This window comes from Streptomyces sp. NPDC054883, from assembly GCF_053610645.1.
The window spans coordinates 113,982-131,652 of record NZ_JBSGYT010000012.1; the positions used below are offsets into that span (position 1 = coordinate 113,982).

The 17,671-nt window shown below is 71.2% G+C and carries 12 protein-coding genes and 1 pseudogene; 6 read left to right on the forward strand and 7 right to left on the reverse strand.

All coding sequences use genetic code 11. From position 1 onward, the window contains the following. Window positions 1-143 precede the first annotated feature (143 nt). Window positions 144-725 (forward strand): isochorismatase family protein, encoded by a 582-nt coding sequence (locus ACWGH1_RS12155; RefSeq protein ID WP_453351702.1) that lies wholly within the window; start codon window positions 144-146, stop codon window positions 723-725. Between the two features lie 198 nt (window positions 726-923). Here ACWGH1_RS12155 and ACWGH1_RS12160 read toward each other — a convergent pair whose 3' ends face one another. Continuing rightward, entirely contained in the window at window positions 924-1,451 is a 528-nt protein-coding gene (locus ACWGH1_RS12160) for a 2'-5' RNA ligase family protein (protein ID WP_453351701.1), read from the reverse strand. A gap of 263 nt (window positions 1,452-1,714) precedes the next feature. On the opposite strand from ACWGH1_RS12160, the pseudogene ACWGH1_RS12165 reads away from it, so the two are divergent. Further along, a pseudogene (locus ACWGH1_RS12165) lies at window positions 1,715-2,150 on the forward strand (hypothetical protein); the annotation flags it as partial. A gap of 9 nt (window positions 2,151-2,159) precedes the next feature. On the opposite strand, the gene ACWGH1_RS12170 reads toward ACWGH1_RS12165, so the two are convergent. The 4 genes from ACWGH1_RS12170 to ACWGH1_RS12185 form a co-directional block, all read right to left on the reverse strand. Next, on the reverse strand, window positions 2,160-3,239 hold the full coding sequence (locus tag ACWGH1_RS12170) for a C40 family peptidase (protein WP_453351700.1): 1,080 nt from the start codon (window positions 3,237-3,239) through the stop codon (window positions 2,160-2,162). A 69-nt stretch (window positions 3,240-3,308) separates the two neighbouring features. Further along, window positions 3,309-3,791, reverse strand: a complete 483-nt coding sequence (locus ACWGH1_RS12175) for a poly-gamma-glutamate biosynthesis protein PgsC/CapC (protein WP_136213015.1) — start codon at window positions 3,789-3,791, stop codon at window positions 3,309-3,311. Further along, window positions 3,788-5,323: a poly-gamma-glutamate synthase PgsB gene (gene pgsB / locus ACWGH1_RS12180; RefSeq protein ID WP_453408658.1), complete on the reverse strand. Its 1,536-nt coding sequence runs from the start codon at window positions 5,321-5,323 to the stop codon at window positions 3,788-3,790. The genes ACWGH1_RS12175 and pgsB overlap by 4 nt, the downstream gene beginning before the upstream one ends. A gap of 6 nt (window positions 5,324-5,329) precedes the next feature. Next, the gene (locus ACWGH1_RS12185) at window positions 5,330-7,549 is read right to left on the reverse strand and encodes a HAMP domain-containing protein (RefSeq protein ID WP_453351698.1); all 2,220 of its coding nucleotides are present in this window, start codon (window positions 7,547-7,549) and stop codon (window positions 5,330-5,332) included. 306 nt (window positions 7,550-7,855) lie between these two features. Between ACWGH1_RS12185 and ACWGH1_RS12190 the strand changes: the two genes are divergently transcribed. The 4 genes from ACWGH1_RS12190 (at window position 7,856) to ACWGH1_RS12205 (ending at window position 13,934) form a co-directional block, all read left to right on the forward strand. Then, window positions 7,856-8,665: a hypothetical protein gene (locus ACWGH1_RS12190; RefSeq protein ID WP_453351697.1), complete on the forward strand. Its 810-nt coding sequence runs from the start codon at window positions 7,856-7,858 to the stop codon at window positions 8,663-8,665. Window positions 8,666-9,406: 741 nt separating this feature from the next. Beyond that, window positions 9,407-10,084: a hypothetical protein gene (locus tag ACWGH1_RS12195; RefSeq protein ID WP_453351696.1), complete on the forward strand. Its 678-nt coding sequence runs from the start codon at window positions 9,407-9,409 to the stop codon at window positions 10,082-10,084. A gap of 350 nt (window positions 10,085-10,434) precedes the next feature. Continuing rightward, entirely contained in the window at window positions 10,435-12,807 is a 2,373-nt protein-coding gene (locus ACWGH1_RS12200; protein ID WP_453408664.1) for a phosphoketolase family protein, read from the forward strand. Further along, window positions 12,789-13,934, forward strand: a complete 1,146-nt coding sequence (locus ACWGH1_RS12205) for an acetate/propionate family kinase (RefSeq protein WP_453356320.1) — start codon at window positions 12,789-12,791, stop codon at window positions 13,932-13,934. Before ACWGH1_RS12200 ends, ACWGH1_RS12205 begins: the two co-directional genes overlap by 19 nt. 226 nt (window positions 13,935-14,160) lie before the next feature. Here ACWGH1_RS12205 and ACWGH1_RS12210 read toward each other — a convergent pair whose 3' ends face one another. Next, window positions 14,161-16,755 carry an ABC transporter permease gene (locus ACWGH1_RS12210; protein ID WP_453408659.1) on the reverse strand — a complete coding sequence of 865 codons (2,595 nt, stop codon included), beginning with the start codon at window positions 16,753-16,755 and terminating at the stop codon, window positions 14,161-14,163. A 10-nt stretch (window positions 16,756-16,765) separates the two neighbouring features. After that, window positions 16,766-17,518, reverse strand: coding sequence for an ABC transporter ATP-binding protein (locus ACWGH1_RS12215; RefSeq protein ID WP_453352159.1), 753 nt, complete (start codon window positions 17,516-17,518; stop codon window positions 16,766-16,768). Window positions 17,519-17,671: the final 153 nt, after the last annotated feature.

Consider the following 17,671-nt stretch of genomic DNA (forward strand, 5'->3'; position numbering starts at 1 on the left):
GGGCTTCCTCCTTCGACAGCGCGAATCGTTCCTGCGGTGAATGTCTGCGGCTGTGTGGGTGAGCGCAGCCCGTTATCCCCCCGGCGGAGGGGAGGAGGCCGGTAGAAGACGGGGGTCGTTCCGTCGTCCTGTGGGGTGTTGTGATGAGCCGAGGCTTGATCGTCGTGGATGTGCAGAAGGACTTCTGCGAAGGAGGCAGCGTTCCCGTCGCGGGAGGCGCGCAGATCGCCACCGCGATCGCCGACCTGGTGGAGCAGAGCGCGGACAGTGACTACCGGTACGTCGTGGCCACCCGCGACCACCACATCGACCCGGGAAGCCACTTCTCCTCGGAGCCGGACTTCAAGGACAGCTTCCCCGTCCACTGCGTCGCCGGAGACGAAGGCGGCGAATTCCACCCGAACTTCGCCCCTGTCGTCGCCGGCGGAAAGGTCCACGCCGTCTTCTTCAAGGGCGCGCACAGCGCGTCCAAGAGCGGCTTCGAAGGCGCGGACGCCGAAGGGACCTCCCTCGCGGACTGGCTGCGTGCACGCGGGGTGCGGGATGTCGACGTGGTGGGCATCGCGACCGACCACTGCGTGCGTGCGACCGCTCTGGACGCTGCCGCGGCTGGATTCGGAACCCGGGTACGCCTGGACTACTCGGTCGGCGTCGCGCCCGACACCATTGCCTCCACTCTGGACGACTTCCGCCGGGCAGGCATCGAGGTGTCCGGCCAGGGGTAGGCCGGGCGGACAGGACGACGCCCTCACCCTGCGGCGAGCCGTCTCTGCGGGACTGCGCCGCAAGGGCGCCGTTGAGCCGGCTGGACATGCTCGCGGAGTGGACCCTCCTCAGCAGCTACCCGGGGACACCGATGCCGCTGCCTTCGGCGGCTGCCGGGTAAGCGTGGCGATCATGTCGACTGGACTGGAGGGCGGTGTTCACCGTCCGGCCGGGTCGCCGAGCGGCGCGGTGAACCGCGGCCGCCAGCCTTCCTCCGTCAGCACCACCAGTTGGACCGCAGCCGCACGGGTGCGCAGAGGCAGCAGGCTGCCGACCGCAGCGCGGACCCGGGCGGAGGCCGTCGGATTGTCCGGACCCATAGCGACCGTGAGATGGGCGGCGGGCCGCGCCCCGAAGCGGCCTCTGTACGGGCGCAATTCGGGCCACTGGGCGCGGAACGCATTAACGATCGGTTGGAGTTCCGGAACGGTGACGGCGACGAAGCCGGACGCCGTCACAAGCTCCTCCAGAAGGAGGTCAGCTGCCGGAAAACTTGCCGCCAGGGAACGCATGCCCTTCTCGTCCTGGCCGGTCAGCGCGGATTCCGGCACGAACGGGTAGAGGAGCGAGACGTGCGCCGGCACACCATGACGCACCAGAGCCGGGTCGATACGCCGAGCCGCATCGAGGAGCGGGGTGGCATCGGGCAATACGACGACGACGGCAGTGGTCCCTGGATCTGGCATGCCGTCATCATCGCAGTCAGCGCGTAAGCCCCTGGCAGAGCCAGCCTCGTCGGCCGGGGTGGAGGTGGTGCGGTAGGCGAGAGCCCGGGCCGCCCAAGCGGCGCTTCACCAGCAAGATCCACCTGGCGGCCGCCATTTGCCTCCACCTCCATGTGCTCGACCGGACGGCCCTTGTGTCCTGAGTCGGAGATTCGTCGTCGGTCCGTGTGAGTCGTCCTGGACCGAAGATCGCGCCGGTGGTGGTGTCCGATGCCGAGCGGGCGATGTCGCAGTCGTGGGTGCGTCGTCGTTCGAGCCCCCAGTCGTTGGCCTGGCGGTCACTGAACGTCCCGGAGCGTGCGGACGGCCAAGCGATCGCGGAAGTCGCCCGGCGGCTGGCACCACCACGGACACGGTCCGCGTCCGGCGCCGACGCTATCTCGAACGCCGGCTGGACGCTCTGTGCGACGAGCCGTGGCCCGGCGTCCCGCGGAGGATCACCGACGCGGGCGTCGAACGGGTCGTCGTGAAGACGCTGGGGGAGACGTCGAGGGACGCAACCCACTGGTCCACGGTCGATGGCTGCGGCGACCGGGATGTCGCAGCCGGCGATCTCGCGTGTCCGGCGGGCGTCCACGGCCGTTCGTCTGGACAAAGACCGCCGACGAGATCCTCGAGAAGGTCGCCGCAGACCGCCGACGGATCTCCGACTCAGGACACTGGCTGCTGCTAAAGGCGTTTGGCGCTGCGCAGGGTGGCGGCGTAGTAGCCGTTGCCGTCGATGCGGGAGGCGCCGCCCTTGTCGCCGATGGTGGGACCGTTGGCCTCTTCCCGGCTCGATATGAAGATCTTGTGGCCGTCCGTGTCGTTGCCGAGGTACATGCCGGTGTGGTCCAGGCGCTCGCCGGTCCGCGCGTCGAGCTTGAAGAACACCAGGTCGCCCGGCTGCAGGACGTCGATGGAGGTCGGCCGGTCCTTCGCTGTGACCCCCTTGAGCGGAAGGATGTCCACTCCGACCTTCGAGCGTGCCATGCCGTTGGCGGTACGGGGCAGCCCGCTGCCGCCCGTGTCGGTCGCTGCCAGCGGGAAACGGCTGCGGTAGCCGAAGACGGTGCGGATGAAGCCGGAGCAGTCGACGGCCCGAAACTTGGGCTTCTCGGGCTGCTCCTTCGTGCCGTCGCGGAAGGTGTACGGGATGCCGAGGTAGTCGTAGAAGTCCGACTGCTCCAAGCGGAGGTCGTTGCCCACGGAGCCGTTGGGATTGATCGGGCCGAAGGCCGCGTCGCCCGCGTACGGGACGCCGGCCGCGTCCTTCTTGACGGGTGCCTGGTCGCCGTACTGGAAGGCGATCGCGAAGACGTCGTCCTCCTCGCTGCCGTAGTACTTCTTGAACCAGTCCTGGAACCACTGCTCGCGCTCCGCGCCGACGCGCCAGGGCTCGGGCAGCAGGCGGACCCAGGTGTCGGTGACGACGCGGGTCTGCGTGGTGGCCGGCTCGGTGAAGGTGCGGCTCTTGCCGGTGAGCGTCGCCGTCCGGGCCCCGTCGGTGAACGTCGCGAGGACGGCGCCGTCCCCGCTGCGGAGCACCGAGCGCTGCGGGTTCTTCAGCCGCTCCCACTTCTGGGTGCCGTCCTGACCGCCCTTGGCGCCGCCCTTCGCCGCCTGGTCGGTTACGCGCATGACGGCGGGGGCCTGGGCCTGCTCCTCCGTGCGCAGCTCGTAGGTGAAGTACGCGCTGGCGGCCAGCAGGCTCGTCACCACGAGGGCGTGCAGGACGGGACGGGCGCGACGGGCGGGTTTGGCGGTCATCGTGGCTCCGGGCGGTACGGCAGGCGGTGCGGGTGGTCGGGCGTGGCGTCGGGTCGGGCGTGGTGTCCGTCAGGCGTGCGGCAGAAAGCCCAGCAGGATGCCCGACGTCAGGACGACGTACGTCATGAGGGTCGCGGACCCGGTGGCGAGGAGCGTGGCGCCCTTGGGCTGGCGGACCAGCTGGTAGGCGATCAGTCCCGGGACGATGAAGCCGAGGGTCTGGTTGGCGTACAGCAGGGGGAACTTCATCTGCAGCACGATGACCACCGTGGCCTGCAGGAGAACGCCGATGAGGACGACGGCCGCGAACAGCCGCTTGCCGTAAAGGATCACGAACTTCTGCGTGACGAGCGTGAGCACGTACGTCAGGACGGTGATGCCGACGACGAGGGCCGCCCGCTGCAGGTCCTCGATGAGGGTGAGGGCGAGCCAACCCGGGGTGATCATGCCGCCGGGCGAGAGATTCGTGGTCAGGTAGCACAGCAGGGAGAAGAGCAGGCCCAGTGCGATGCCGATCGCGGCGATCTCGGGTGTGAGGACTGCGGGGATCAACGGGGCTCTCCTGGATAGGGCTGTTGCGGGTCGTGCCACTGCGGGTCGTGCCACTGCCGGTCGTACGACCGCGGTTCGTCTGACTGCTGGTCGTACGGATGCGGATACTGGGCCGGCGCGTACGGCTGGGGCTGCGGGTACGGCGGCTGCTGCTGGTATGGGGTTCGCGCGTACTGTGCCGGGCCCGCGTACGGCTGATCCCCCACGTACTGCCTGGGCACGGGCGGCTGCGCGTACCGCGCCTCCTGCGCGGCGGTGAGGTCCGCGTACGGGTCGAGGTGCGGGATGTACTGCGGCTGCTGCGGCTGCTGCGGCCGGTCCTGCCCGGGCGGCTCGGGCGCGGGCTCGTCCTCGAACCCGGGGAGCTCCGCGAGGTGCTCCAGCAGGATCTCCCCCTGACCGTGAATGTTGCCGATCGCGACCAGCGAGGACTCCTCGCCCAGGTGGCCGAGCAGCTCGTGCATGAACTCCTCGCCGTCGCGCTGGTCGCCGCCGAGGTCGACGGCGCGCGAGCGCCACTCGGCGGGGATCGCGTCAATGGCGCTCTTGGCGGGGTGCCCGATCACGAAGACCTTCTCGGGCATCAGGTCGGGAACGATCTGGCCCATCTGGCCGTTGCGCTCGACCCGGTCCGGCCGGCAGTTGATCACCACGTGCAGTGGACGGTCGACGGCCCCGAGGTCGAGGAGCTGGTTGATGTTCATCAGCGTGGACTCGGGGTCGTTCGCGGCGAAGACGTTGGCGAAGCGCACCCGCTTGCCACCGGGTGCGACGTACCGTTCCACGGAGAGTACGCCCGGGTCGGGCGGGGCGTCGTACATCCCCTGGAGGGCGGTATCGCGGTCGACGCCGAGCAGCTCGGCGACGGTGAGCGCGATGGCGACGTTCTCCTTGAAGGTGAACCAGCTGAATCCGCGCAGCTCCTCGTCGCTGACCGTGTCGGGGTCGGCGTAGATGAGCCTGCAGTCGCGCGCGTCCGCCTCCTGCTGGAGGACGTGGAAGCGTTCCTTCTCCGCGGTGACGCAGATCCCGCCGTGCGGCATCGACCGCGACAGGGAGCGCCCGATGTCGTCGAGGGTCGGTCCCATCTCGGCGACGTGGTCCTCGCGGACGTTGCACAGCACGCCGATGGTCGACTGGATGAGCTTGGACTGGTTGATCTCCTGGAGTGCCGGCATGACCGCCATGCATTCCATGACCAGCGCGTCCGGTTGGTAGGCCGCGGCGCGTCGGACGATCCCGATCTGTTCGACGACGTTGGCGATGCCGAACTTGCGGTAGACGGGTTCCTCGGTGGCGTCGGGGTGGATGAAGCGGGCCGCGGTGCCGGTGGTCTTGGCGACCGTGCGCAGTCCGCCGCCGCGCAGTGCTCCGGCGCAGAGCCGGGTGATGGAACTCTTGCCGCGGATGCCGTTGACGAGGACCCGGTGGGGTATCCGGTCGAGGTTGGCGTAGTGGCGTCGTTGCTCGACGATGCCCGCGACCAGCATGCCCAGGCAGCAGACGAGCAGCACGCAGTAGAGGAAGAGCACGGCGGATCAGTTCCTTCCGGCCGGGGTGGCGCGGCCGGGCGTCCGGCCGGTGCCGCCGCCGGCGTCCCGCTTGCGCTGCTCCTGCAGCTGCTGACGGATGATTTCGAGGCTGCGGGTGACGGCGCCGACCTCGTCGTGGTGGGTCGGGTAGAGGACGGTGCGACGGTCGCCGTCGGCGAGGGCCTCGGCCCGCTCGGCGAGGGTGCGCAGCGGTCGAACCACGATGATGTGCAGCCAGCCCAGGCAGGCCGCCGCGCCGGTGAGTCCGAGCAGGCCGGCCAGGACGGTGCGGTTCTGCGCGGTGTACGCGGCGATCTCCAGGCCCTTGGCGGGCTGCAGCGTGACGACCGTCCAGCCCAACGGCTGGGCCACTCCGCCACCGGTCATGGGCGCCGCGGCGGCGATGGAGGTACCGCCGTGACGCAGCACGCTGCTGCGGGGGCCGGGGCCCTTGCCGCTCTTCTGGTTGGCGCTGGTCACCAGAGCGTCGAGCTCGGCGTCCGGCAGCTTCGTGAAGGCGCGGTAACCGCTGTTGGAGCCGATGACACGGTGCTTGGCATCGACCACGCGGACCTCGCCCATCCCCGGCCGCCTGAGCAGCGCGTTGATGAAGTCCATGCGCAGCTCACCGACCACGACCGCGCCACCGAGCGCGGGCGCCTCGGCGTACTCGGTGATCACGGGCTCGTGGCCGCTGTCGATCACGGTCACCGGTTCACGGGAGGCCGCCTTGGCGCCACTGTGGTGGGGCGTGCCGCCGGCCCGCGCCATGACGCTGCCGTCGGACTTCAGGACGTAGAGCGATTCGTAGCGCGCGTGCTCGCTGCGGGTGCGTTCCAGTACGGCTGTCAATTCGGCGGGGGTGGCCTTGGCGGTGAGGATTGAGGCGACGGAAGCGAGGTCGGCGTGGCCTTCGTTGAGGGCCCGCCGCGCCCGGTCGGCGAGGGTGTCGGTGCGCTCGCGCTGGTCGTCGACGATCGTCTGGGGCACCTTCACGGAGGTGCCCGCGCGGTTGAGCGTCAGCAGGAGCGGCGCGGACCACACCAGCAGGAGGACCGCGCACACCGCGAGCAGGGCGCGCGTTCCGATCCGGCCGCGGCGACCCGGGCGGGGGCTGTCGGTGGGCGCGCCGGACTCCCCGAGCGACTGGCGGCGCAGTCGGTCGAGGGCGGCGCCGATGCGGGCCGCTTCGCCGTACTTCGGGAGGGTGACCGGGCGGTGCAGGTCACCGCGGCCGATCCGGCGGCTCTCCAGGAACAGTTGGAGCAGTGGGCGCTGCACGGTGACGACCAGCAGGGCGACGGCGAGCGCCCCGAGGACGAGCAGGGCGCCGGCCGCGGCGAGCCAGAAGAAGGAGTCGCCGACGGCGGAGCGCTGTTCGGTGACGCTGACGAACGAGACGACGGTGAGGCCGAGGGCGGTCGCGTCGGTGCTCTGACCGGGCGCCGGACCGGCGAGTTTCGCGTAGCCGGCCACGGAGCGGTGACCGGACGCGGTGTCCCCGAGCAGGCTGCCGCTGACGCCGGGGAAGCCGCCGGAGCCCGGCTCCTTGGACTGCAGGGGGTGCTGCCTGGCCTTCTGCGCCGTGGTCTTCGCGAACGCGTCGAGCTGCTTGCGCTCGCGCCCCGAGCTGCCGACGCCGCTGCTGTCCAGGACATGGCCGGCAGCGTCGAGGACGGCGATCGCGCGTCCCTGGCCCAGGCTGACACCCGGCACCTTCAGACTGCTGGAGGCCACCAGGAGCTGCTGCGGGTGGCCCTGCCAGGAGAGCAGGGCGAGGGTGAGGAGGCGGGTCTCGCCGTTTTCGAGCCGCACCATGCGGGGGGCGAGGCCGTTGGGGGCGTTGAGGGTGGTGAGGTCGAGGGCCGTCAGGGGGAGGTTCTCGCCGCGCTGAGCCTCGAGCCGTCCCGACTTGATCTCGATCACGGCCGTGCCGCGCCATTTCTGGTACACGTTGCCGAGCTTGTCGAGCACCGAGTCCGGCGAGACCGGCTCACCCGCGGTGAACAGGGAAGCGGTCCGGCCCATGTCGGTGACGCTCTCGTCGAGCGAGGCGCGCAGGGCGATGGCGCCGTCCTCCGCGAAGTGCTGCTGGGAGGTGAGGACGGCGGGCGGTACGGTTCCCTTGCCCACGTGGCCGAGCTGGAACGCGGTGAGGGCGGCGAGGGCCAGCAGCAGGGCGGACAGGGCTGCGATGGGTGGGCGGATGCCGCCCAGCAGGGACATGTCCGCTCTACGGCGCGCACGGCGCCGCCGCCTCGGTCGCGACGCGGCCAACGCAGGCTCCTCTTCGTTTCGTCCTGGAGCCGGTGTGGCCGAGGGGGATGGCGCAAGGGTAACCGGAGAGCGCCGCTCCGCTATTTTCATATGACTATGAGCGCACCATCGACCCAGCGAATAACAATTGCGATACTATGTGGCGCGATTGCTCTGCTTTGTGCCGTTTTCGTGCTTTTTGCTGCAAGGCCGGACGGAACGCCTCCTCCTCGGCAGGCCGCCCCCGCGCCCCAGTCGACCGCAGACAACGACCTCGTGCGGCGGATCGCCCGCTTCACCGCCGGCTTCGGCGAACACGGGGGCTACCGCGTCCCCACGAGCGGGGAACGACAGGCGCTCACCCGGGGCGTCGCCCTCCTGCTCGACGGCGATCAGGACGCGGCGCGGACACAGCTCGCCACCGTCGACTTCGCCCTGCACACCGTGACGGACGGCCTGAGCGGGCGCCGGTACGCGGAAGTCGCGGACGCGGTGAGCGAATCGGGCCGCGACAACCGGGGCTGGGGCCGGGTGTACGTGGACCTCGACCATCGCCCGCGCTGGTCGGTACAGGTCCCCCACCCCATCGCCGACGCCCGCACCGAGCTCTTGGGCGCACGGGTGCTCCGCGGGGCGCCGGGCGGGGTGATGGTGATCGCCGGGGCCCACCGCAACGCGGGCCGGGACGGCGCGGCGGACATGGCCCACCGCACGGACTCCGTCTTCCACGGCGTGGTGGGCGAGCTGATGCGGCGCGACCTCCCGGGGATCCAGCTGCACGGCTTCGCCAACGAGTCGTTTCCGGGCCGCGACGCGGTGGTGTCCACGGGCGCCGGCGACAGGGCCACAGCGGACGCCAGGGAGTTGACCGCGGCGCTGCGCCGCGACGGCCGCCAGGTCTGCACGGCTTACTCCGAGCGGTGCCGGCTCTCGGGAACGGAGAACGAGCAGGGCCAGGTCGCGGCCGGCGATGATGTCCGTTTCCTGCACCTCGAACTGAACCGGACGGTCCGCGGGGACGACGCGGGACTCGACCGCACCGCGGCATCCATCACGATGCTGACCGACCGCTGGTCCCGGAGCTGACCCGGAACCTCGTTGACGACGGGCTGGCTTTGTCCATGTCCACCGGTTCTGGCTCAACTTCCGTGAAGTCGAGCCGATCCTCGGTGTCCGAGGTCAGCGAGCCCGGGAACAGACAGGTCGACGGCTTACTCCCCGTGAGGGACGGATCCGGTCGCCGCGGCTTCACAGAAGTCGTGTCAGAACCTCGTCGGCCGCTCGCGGGCCGAATCAAGGACAGCCGAACTCGGGCGGCAGTGCTCTTCGGGTCAACGCAGCAGCACGTCGCAGGTGGACGCGAAGAGCTCGCCCGTCTTACCGCCGTTACCGCCGTCGGGGGTGTCGGGGCCGCCGTGACCGCCCCAGATGTGTACGACGGCTTGTTCCAGGGGTAGTCGGCGAGCATCCGGGCGGCGCCCGGCACCACCTCCTGCCAGACACGTCACCACGGGCAGCGGACGGAACGGCTTCGCTCGGCGCTGTCCGGCACCGGCCTGGCCGTGGCCGGCCGGGCCGGTGCCCGCATGGCCCACGTGCTCGGTGTCGGTGTCAGCCGTAGTACGGTCCTGCGGCTGGTCGGCGCCCTGCCGGAGCAGGAGGCCGTCCTTCCAGCGAGCCGCCCGGGTCGGCGGCCGTGCCCTGAATGACCCGTGTTCGAGGGCCGGGACCGCTGGGGCCGATCGGATGCCGTTCCCCTGATCGCAGCGTGGGTCGACCGGGTCTGGCGCAGACCCCTTCGGCACCACGAGGATGGATGGCATCCGTATGTCATGGACCGTGCACAAGGAGAAGGGCGACGAGACTATGAACAGATCCGTCTCCATGGCTTTGGGCCGGGCGAGCCTCGCGCTCGGCGTGGCCCTGGCGTCGACCGTGCTCTGCACCACCGTGAGTGCGGCAGCGCCCGGGGGCGTGAGCGGGGCCGCGGGTACGGACTCCGTTGCGCGAACGGTGGACGAAAGCGCCTGCCCTGTCGTGTACTTCGACTTGGGCGAGACCCTCGTGCACACCGCCGACGATGGCAGCATCGCCTATCAGTCCGGAGCGGCCTCTTATCTGCGCGCCCTGCGCGAGCGCCACATCAGAGTCGGCCTGATCACCAACGTTCCGCCCTCCTGGGGAACGACCGATGCCGAGCGTGCCGCCAGGTTGAAGAAGGAAGTCGACTCTGCGTGGAAGGACTCCGCGCCCTTCGCCTGGAAGGACTTCGCCGGTCGGATCTTCACCCCCCGCACCGAGGCGGAGCGCAAACCGGCTCCCGTTCTCTGGCAGCGCGCGAGGGCCGAGTCAGGGCACTGCCGGCTCGTCTTCCAGGCGGAGACGGCCGAAGAGGTCGAGGTCGCCGCCTCGCTGGGCTATGTGCCGTACCAGGTCGGACAGCCCCACCGGCCCCCGTTCCTCCCGGTCGGTCTGGTCCGACTCCTCGCCGACCGCTCCTACTGACCGTAGTGGCAGACCTGACCTGCCGTCACTGACGCCAACCGGCTCACGCCGAGGGTAACGAATCCCTGCTGGCGCTGCTCGAAGCGTCCGAGGTCTTCCGGGGTCAACGAAGGGCGCATCACCGACGTCAAGCTGCAGAAACGCCTCACTGCCGCCGGTGGACTCGGGGACTGTCGGACCGATTCGTACTACGCCTCTCCGGAGCAGCGGTACGCGCGCCAGACCCACCGCCGGTTCGGCGCGGGCGACGAAGGACGACCGCAACACGGGTTTTGCAGTCGCCGTATCCCGGCGCTGCTTCAGGCGGGTTCCCCAGGGCAGGCGCGAAGATGTGCAGCGAGCCCCCGACGATGTGGAGCAGCCTTGTGACCCTCTGCCCAAAGCCCCGGCAGCCGGGGCGGACTCCTTATGAGAGGGCATCGGACTTCGTGACAGCGGTCCTGATCTTCCTCCGGGACAACGTGCTGCTGGACGAGCCGCTGCGGCCGGAACACATCAAGCCGCGGCTACTCGGCCACTGGGGCACCTGCCCCGGCGTCACCACCATTTACGCGGCCCTCAACACCCTGATCCGGGAGCGCGGAGCCGACGTCCTGCTGGTCACCGGGCCAGGCCACGGCGCCCCCGCCCTGCACGCCAACCTGTGGCTCGAAGGAACCCACGAGGAATACGACGCGGCCCTGGTCAGGACCGGCGCCGGCCTGCGCGAACTGGCGCGACGCTACTGCGCCCCGGACGGCTTCCCCAGCCACCTCTCCCCGGCCGTACCCGGCACCCTCCACGAAGGCGGTGAACTCGGCTATGCCCTCGCGACCGCGTTCGGCGCCGCCCTGGACGCCCCCGACCGGATCGTCGCCTGCGTCGTCGGTGACGGTGAAGCCGAGACCGGGCCCACCGCCGGCGCCTGGCACTCGAACAAGTACCTCGACCCCGTGACCGGGGGAGCGGTCCTGCCGTTTCTCCACCTCAACGGCTTCAAGATCTCCTCGCCGACGGTCTTCGCGACGATGACGGACGAAGAACTGACCGCCCTCTTCCGGGGCTACGGCTGGGACCCGCGCATCGTGGACATCACCGCAGACCCGCCCGGCGAACCTCTGGCCGCTGCGGTCCTCGACGCCCACGACAGCATCCGCGACCTCCAGCACCGCGCCCGCACCGGCGACCGGCCGGTCCGCCCCGCCTGGCCCGTGATCGTGCTGCGCAGTCTCAAGGGACAGGGCGCCCCGGCCGAGGTCGAGGGCAAGGCGATCGAGGGCACCTTCCACGCCCACCAGGTGCCCCTGCCCGATGTACGCGAAGACCCGCAGCAGCTGCACGCCCTGGAAGCCTGGCTGCGCTCCTACCGGCCCCAGGAGCTGTTCGACGCCGGGGGCCGGCCCACCGCGGAAGTCCTCGCCGGCATCCCGGAGGGCGACGCCCGCATCGGAGTCCAGCCCGCCGCGAACGGCGGAAGGCTGCGCCGTCCCCTCGACCTGCCACCACTGGGTCCGCACGCCGTTCAAATGGCGAACGGACCCGGGACGGCTACGGCGAGCCCCACCCGAGTCCTCGGCGACTGGCTGGCCGACCTCATGCGCGCCACCGCCGCCCGCCGGGACTTCCGCATCGTTTCCCCGGACGAGCTGGCCTCCAACAAGCTCGACGCCGTCCTGGGGGCCAGCGGGCGCGCATACGTCTGGCCGGTCGAGGAATACTCGGAGGACCTGACCCGGTCCGGCCGGGTGATGGAGATGCTGTCCGAGCACAACTGCCAAGGCTGGCTGCAGGGGTACCTGCTCACCGGTCGGCACGGCCTCTTCCCCACCTACGAGGCCTTCGCCGCCGTCGTGGACAGCATGGCCAACCAGTACGCGAAGTGGCTCAAGATGTCCCGCGAGATCTCCTGGCGCGCCCCCGTCAGCAGCCTCACGTACCTCCTCAGCAGCGAGGGCTGGCGCCAGGAGCACAACGGCTACAGCCACCAGGGCCCCGGATTCATCAACAACCTGCTGAACAGGAAGAGCACCGTCACCGGGGTCTACCTGCCGCCCGACGCGAACACCCTGCTGGTCACCATGGAACGGCTCCTGGACGAAACCGGGAAGATCAACGCCGTGGTCGCGGGGAAGCACGACGCCGCCCAGTGGCTCGATCTCGACGCCGCCCGTGCCCACTGCCGGGCCGGCGCGTCCGTCTGGGAGTGGGCGAGCACCCACGGGGGCACGGACCCGGAGGTCGTCCTCGCCTGCGCCGGAGGCATCCCCACCGTAGAGTCGCTGGCCGCCGCCGACCTGCTGCGGCGCGACCTGCCGGAGGCGAGGGTCCGTTTCGTCAACGTGGTCGACCTCTGTGCGCTCGCCCCGCCGGACCGCCACCCCCACGGGCTGCCGGAGAAGGACTTCCGCGCCCTGTTCGGCGAGACGACCCCGGTCGTCTTCGACTTCCACGGCTACCCCTCGGCCGTGCACCAGCTGCTCCACGGGCGCCCCCACCCCGACCGGTTCCACGTGCGCGGATACGTCGAGGAGGGCACCACGACCACCCCGTACGACCTGCTCGCCCTCAACGGCACCACCCGCCACGACATCGCCGAAACCGTCCTGGAGCACCTCGGGGAGCATGCCGGCAGGTCCCGTGAGCTCGCCGAGAGCTACGCAAGCCATCGCGATCTGCTCCGGCGGGAACTGCGCCGCACGGGCGAGGATCCGCGCGAGATCACGGCATGGAGGTGGTCCTCATAACCCGGCCGGCCGCCGGCCCGGTCACCGGCCCGGTCCTCGTCGTCGACACGGGCTCCTCCAGCCTCCACCTCGCCGTGGTGGACGAGCGGGACCGAGTCCTCACCGGCCGCGACTTCGAGGAACCACCCGACGACAGGGCCGGGTCCGCGCTGACGGAGTTCCTCGCCCAGAGTCCGCCGGTGATCGCCTGCGGCCACCGCGTCGTCCACGGCGGCCCCCACCTCCGGGAGCCGGCCGTCGTCGACGCCGGCGTACGCGCGTGGCTGGAGGCGGCCGCCGGGCTCGCCCCGCTCCACATGCCGCCCGCCCTCGCCGTCCTGGACGTCGCCCGCCGGCTCCTGCCGGACGTTCCGCACGTGGCCTGCCCGGATACCGCCTTCCACAGCCGGCTCTCCGAGCCCGCCCGTACGTACGCCGTCCCACGGGAGTGGACGCGGCGCCACGGCCTGCGCCGCTACGGCTTCCACGGCCTGTCGTACGCCTACGCCCTGCGGCGCACCGCCGAACTCCTCGCCCGCCCCGCGGCGGAACTCCAGCTGGTCATCACGCATTTGGGGGGAGGGTGCTCCGCCTGCGCCGTCCGCGAAGGCACGAGCGTCGACACGACCATGGGCCTCACCCCGCTGGAAGGACTGCCGATGAGCAGACGCAGCGGCAGCGTCGACCCGGGGATGCTTGTGTGGCTGCAGGCTGAAACCGGTGTCGGACCCCGACGCCTCGGCGAGATCCTCACCCGCGAGTCGGGCCTCCTCGGGGTGTCCGGGACCTCTGGCGACACCCGCGATCTCGTCCGCGCCCGCGAAGCCGGGGACGCCGACGCCGCGCTCGCCCTCGACGTGTTCACCCTCGGGGTGCGCAGGGGCATCGCCAGTGTCGCGGCCTCCCTCGACCGGGTGGACGCCCTGGTCTTCACCGGAGAGATCGGCACGGACCAGCCCGAGGTACGGGAAGCCGTGGCCGCCGGCCTGAGCGTGCTGGGCATCGGGGGCGGTCTCGACCCGGCGAACCCTTCGGAACCCGCCGTCGTCAGCCCGTCCGACGCGTCCGTGCCCGTCCTGGTGGTGCCGACGGGCGAGGTCCCCCAAGTCGCCCGCGAAACCCGCTCCTGCCTGAACCGGCAGGACTGACAACGGCGCAGCGGTTCGCCGCAGGGCCGCGTGTATGACAGTCGCTCGTTCCGTTGTCCTGTTCGCCGTTGCAGAAGTAGTCGCAGCAGCGCGAGACCCGGCGGCGGTCGCCGTCACTCGTGGACCCTGCCGGTTCAGGCTGGACCGGGGCGGGCCGCTGGCGGGGGCCGCCCCGCCGGGTCTTCGGGGCGGCCGACCCGACGTCGCGTCTGCTGGGTGGCGGGGGTTACTGGCCTGCTGTCGCGGCGGGGATGTCGACGCGGGCGGCCCTGCGGGCGGGCCAGATCGAGGCGAGCAGCGAGCCTGCCAGGGCGATCAGGATGGTGAGGGCGAGGCGGCCCCAGGGCAGGACCAACTCGTAGCCCGCCACGTTCGCTTGGAGGGTGCGTCCCAGTGCCCAGCCGAGGAAGACGCCCATGACCGTGCCGAGGGTCGCGCCGAGCGCGCCGAGGAGCAGGGCTTCCAGGCGGATCATCCGGGTCACTCCGGCGCGGTCCAGACCGAGGGCGCGCAGCGTGCCGAGCTCCTTGCGGCGTTCGAGGACGGACATGGCGAGGGTGTTGGCGATGCCGAGAGCGGCGATCACCAGGGCCATGCTCAACAGGGCGTAAAAGGCATTGAGTTGGTCGCCGATGCCACGGCTGTCCTGGGTGCGGATGGCTGCCTGGTCGAGGACGCTCAGTGTGGGATTGTCGCCAAGGGCGTGGGTGACGCCCGCGAGCGCGGCCGGGCTGGGTCCGCCGTCCGTGGCGACGAGGATCCCGGCGGTGCTCGGGGTGGAGTCGTAGCGGGCGACGAGGGAGTCGGGTGCGGTGATGCTGGGCATCAGGTCGCTCTGCTCGTCCGCCTGGTAGATGGCGCCGATGGTGACGTTGCCGCGCTGGTCGTGCTGCCTCTCCAGGCGCAGGGTCTGCCCGATGTGCCAGCCCGCCTGCTCGGCCTTGAAATCGGCCACGGCGATCTGGCCCTCGGCAAGGCTGGCGAGGGAGCCGTCGACCACGTCGTACCGCAGCAGTTTGCCGATGGTGGCGGGGTCGACGCCGGTCAGGACGGACTCGCTGCCGCCCAAGCGGTATCCGGTGGACTGGTTGAGCGGGCTGTACGTGGCGCCGGCCAGCCTCTTCAGGGGCGCGGCGGTGGCGGGGCCCATCCGTCGGCCGCCCACGGACTTCACCACGTAGTCGGCGCTGAGGGCGTGGGTGGTCGCGCGGTCGAGGTACCGGGTGGCCGAGGCCCCCAGGACGGACAGGCCCGAGGCGAGGGTGAGGGCGATGGCGAGCGCGGCAGCGGTGGCGCCGGTGCGGCGCGGGTCGCGCACGGCGTTACGGACGGCGAGGTCGCCGTGCACCGGGGCCAGGCGGGTCAGCAGCGGCCGGAACAGGCTGACGACCGGCCGGGACAGCAGCGGTATGAGGCCGATCGTCCCGGTCAGCGCGATGGCCGCGCCGAGGCCGATGACGGTCCGGGCGTCCTTCCCGGTGGTGAGGGCTCCGTACACGACGGCGGCGGTGCCGGTGAGCACCAGTGCGGCCCCGAGGCCGGTACGCAGGGAGCCGGGGCGTGCGGGGGCCGTGTGCTCGGCGGCGCTGAGCGCGGCGACGGGCGGGATGGCCATGGCCCGGCGGATCGGGAGCCATGCGGCGACCATGGGCAGGAGGATGCCGGCCAGCACGGAGCTGATCACGGTGGTCGGGGTGAGGACGAGCGGCGCGGCCGGGGCGTCGGCGAAGAGGGTCTGGAGCAGGGCGGCGACCCCGGTGCCGACGGCCAGACCGGCCGCGGAGGCGGTCGCGCCGACGAGGAGGGACTCGGTGAGCAGGATGCGCCGCACCTGCTGGCGGGTGGCTCCGACGGCCCGCATCAGGGCCAGCTCCCTGGTGCGCCGGGCGACCAGCATGGTGAAGGTGTTGGAGATGAGGAAGGTGGCGACGAACAGGGCGACCGCGGCGAAACCGACCAGGATCTGGCGCATGGTGGTGGTGCCGCTGGTGGCGAGGTTCGCCTTGATCTGGGCGAGCCGGACCCCGGTGACCGCGCTGGTGCCCTTGGGCAGCACCGATTCGACGCGGCTGAGGAGCTGCGTCACGTCGGTGCCGGGCGTGGCCGTGAGTTCGATGTTCTGGTAGCGGCCGGGTTCGAGGAAGAGCTGCTGGGAGGTGGCGCCGGCGAACAGCGTCAGGCTGCCCCCGGTGGGGAGCTTGGTCCCGTCGGTGCGGAAGATGCCGCTGAGGGTGTAGGAGGCGGCGCCCTTGTCCGTGCCGACGCGCACGGTGTCACCGACGCGGTAGCCGCCCTTGGCGGCGGTGGCCGCGTCGAGGGCGACCGTGTCGTTGCCGGTCGGGCCGGAACCCTTGGTGAAGTGGTACGCGGGGTCCTTGCCGTCCGCCGCCGGGGCGAAGTTGCCGCCCTGGGCGTCCTTGCCGTTGCCGAGGGGCTTGCCGTCGCGGTCGGCTACGGCGGCGAAGCCGTCGACCCGGCCGGCGGCGGCGGCGACGCCGGGGAGCTCGGCCAGCGAGGTCGCGGTGCGGGCGTCGAGGTCGCCCGGTCGGCCGCCGTTCGCGGAGTCGGCATCGGCGGAGACGTTGACGGCGATGCGCGCGTAGCCGTCGGTCGCCTCGGCGGCGGTGGCCTGGCTCAGGCTGTCGCCGTAGACGAGGCTGCCGGTGATGAAGGTGACGCCGAGCATGACCGCGAATGCGGTCATCAGCAGGCGGGTCTTGTGCGCGGACACGTTGCGCAGGGCGGTACGGAACATGGGGAGCGGATCCTGGGAGGCGGGCTCGACGGAGGCGAGCGGCTGGCTGGGGCGGTGCCGGTGCACGGGCTGGTCGTCAGCTGGTGCGCGAGCGGGTGTCGAATTCCTTCATCCGGTCCAGGACCCGTTCCGGGGTGGGCTGTGCCATCTCGTCGACCGGGCGGCCGTCGGCGAGGAAGACCACGCGGTCCGCGTAGCCGGCGGCGACCGGGTCGTGGGTGACCATGACCACGGTCTGGCCCAGTTCGCGCACCGAGTCGCGCAGGAAGCCGAGGACCTCGGCTCCGGCGCGGGAGTCGAGGTTGCCGGTGGGCTCGTCGCCGAAGATGATCGCGGGCCGAGAGGCCAGGGCACGGGCGACCGCTACGCGCTGCTGCTGCCCGCCGGACAGCTGCGCGGGCCGGTGGCCGAGGCGCTGGGAGAGGCCGACCATGGAGACCACGCGGTCCAGCCACTGCTGGTCGGGGCGACGACCGGCGATGGTCAGCGGCAGCGTGATGTTCTCCAGGGCGTTCAGCGTCGGCAGCAGGTTGAACGCCTGGAAGATGAAGCCGATCCGGTCGCGGCGCAGCGCGGTGAGCTGCCGGTCGCCCAGCGTGCTCAGTTCGGTGGTGCCGACGCGCACCGAGCCGGAGCTGGGCGAGTCGAGCCCGGCGGCGCAGTGCATCAGGGTGGACTTGCCGCAGCCCGACGGACCCATGATCGCGGTGAACTCGCCCTCCCGGAAGGCGATGCTGACCCGGTCCAGGGCGACGACACGGGTGTCGCCGCTGCCGTAGACCTTGGACAGGCCGGTGGTGGCGGCCGCGATGCCGGTCGTCGTACGCAGCTCGTGCGTGGCAACTGAGTGGGCGGTCACAGGGGACTCCTCTTCGCGTGCGGAAGGTGCACTTCGAAGGGTGTCCGGGGAACGTATCGGGGGTGTGGGTCGCCGGGTACCGGGGTCCGCTTAGCCGCGTATCGGTTCTGTAGCAGCGAGGCG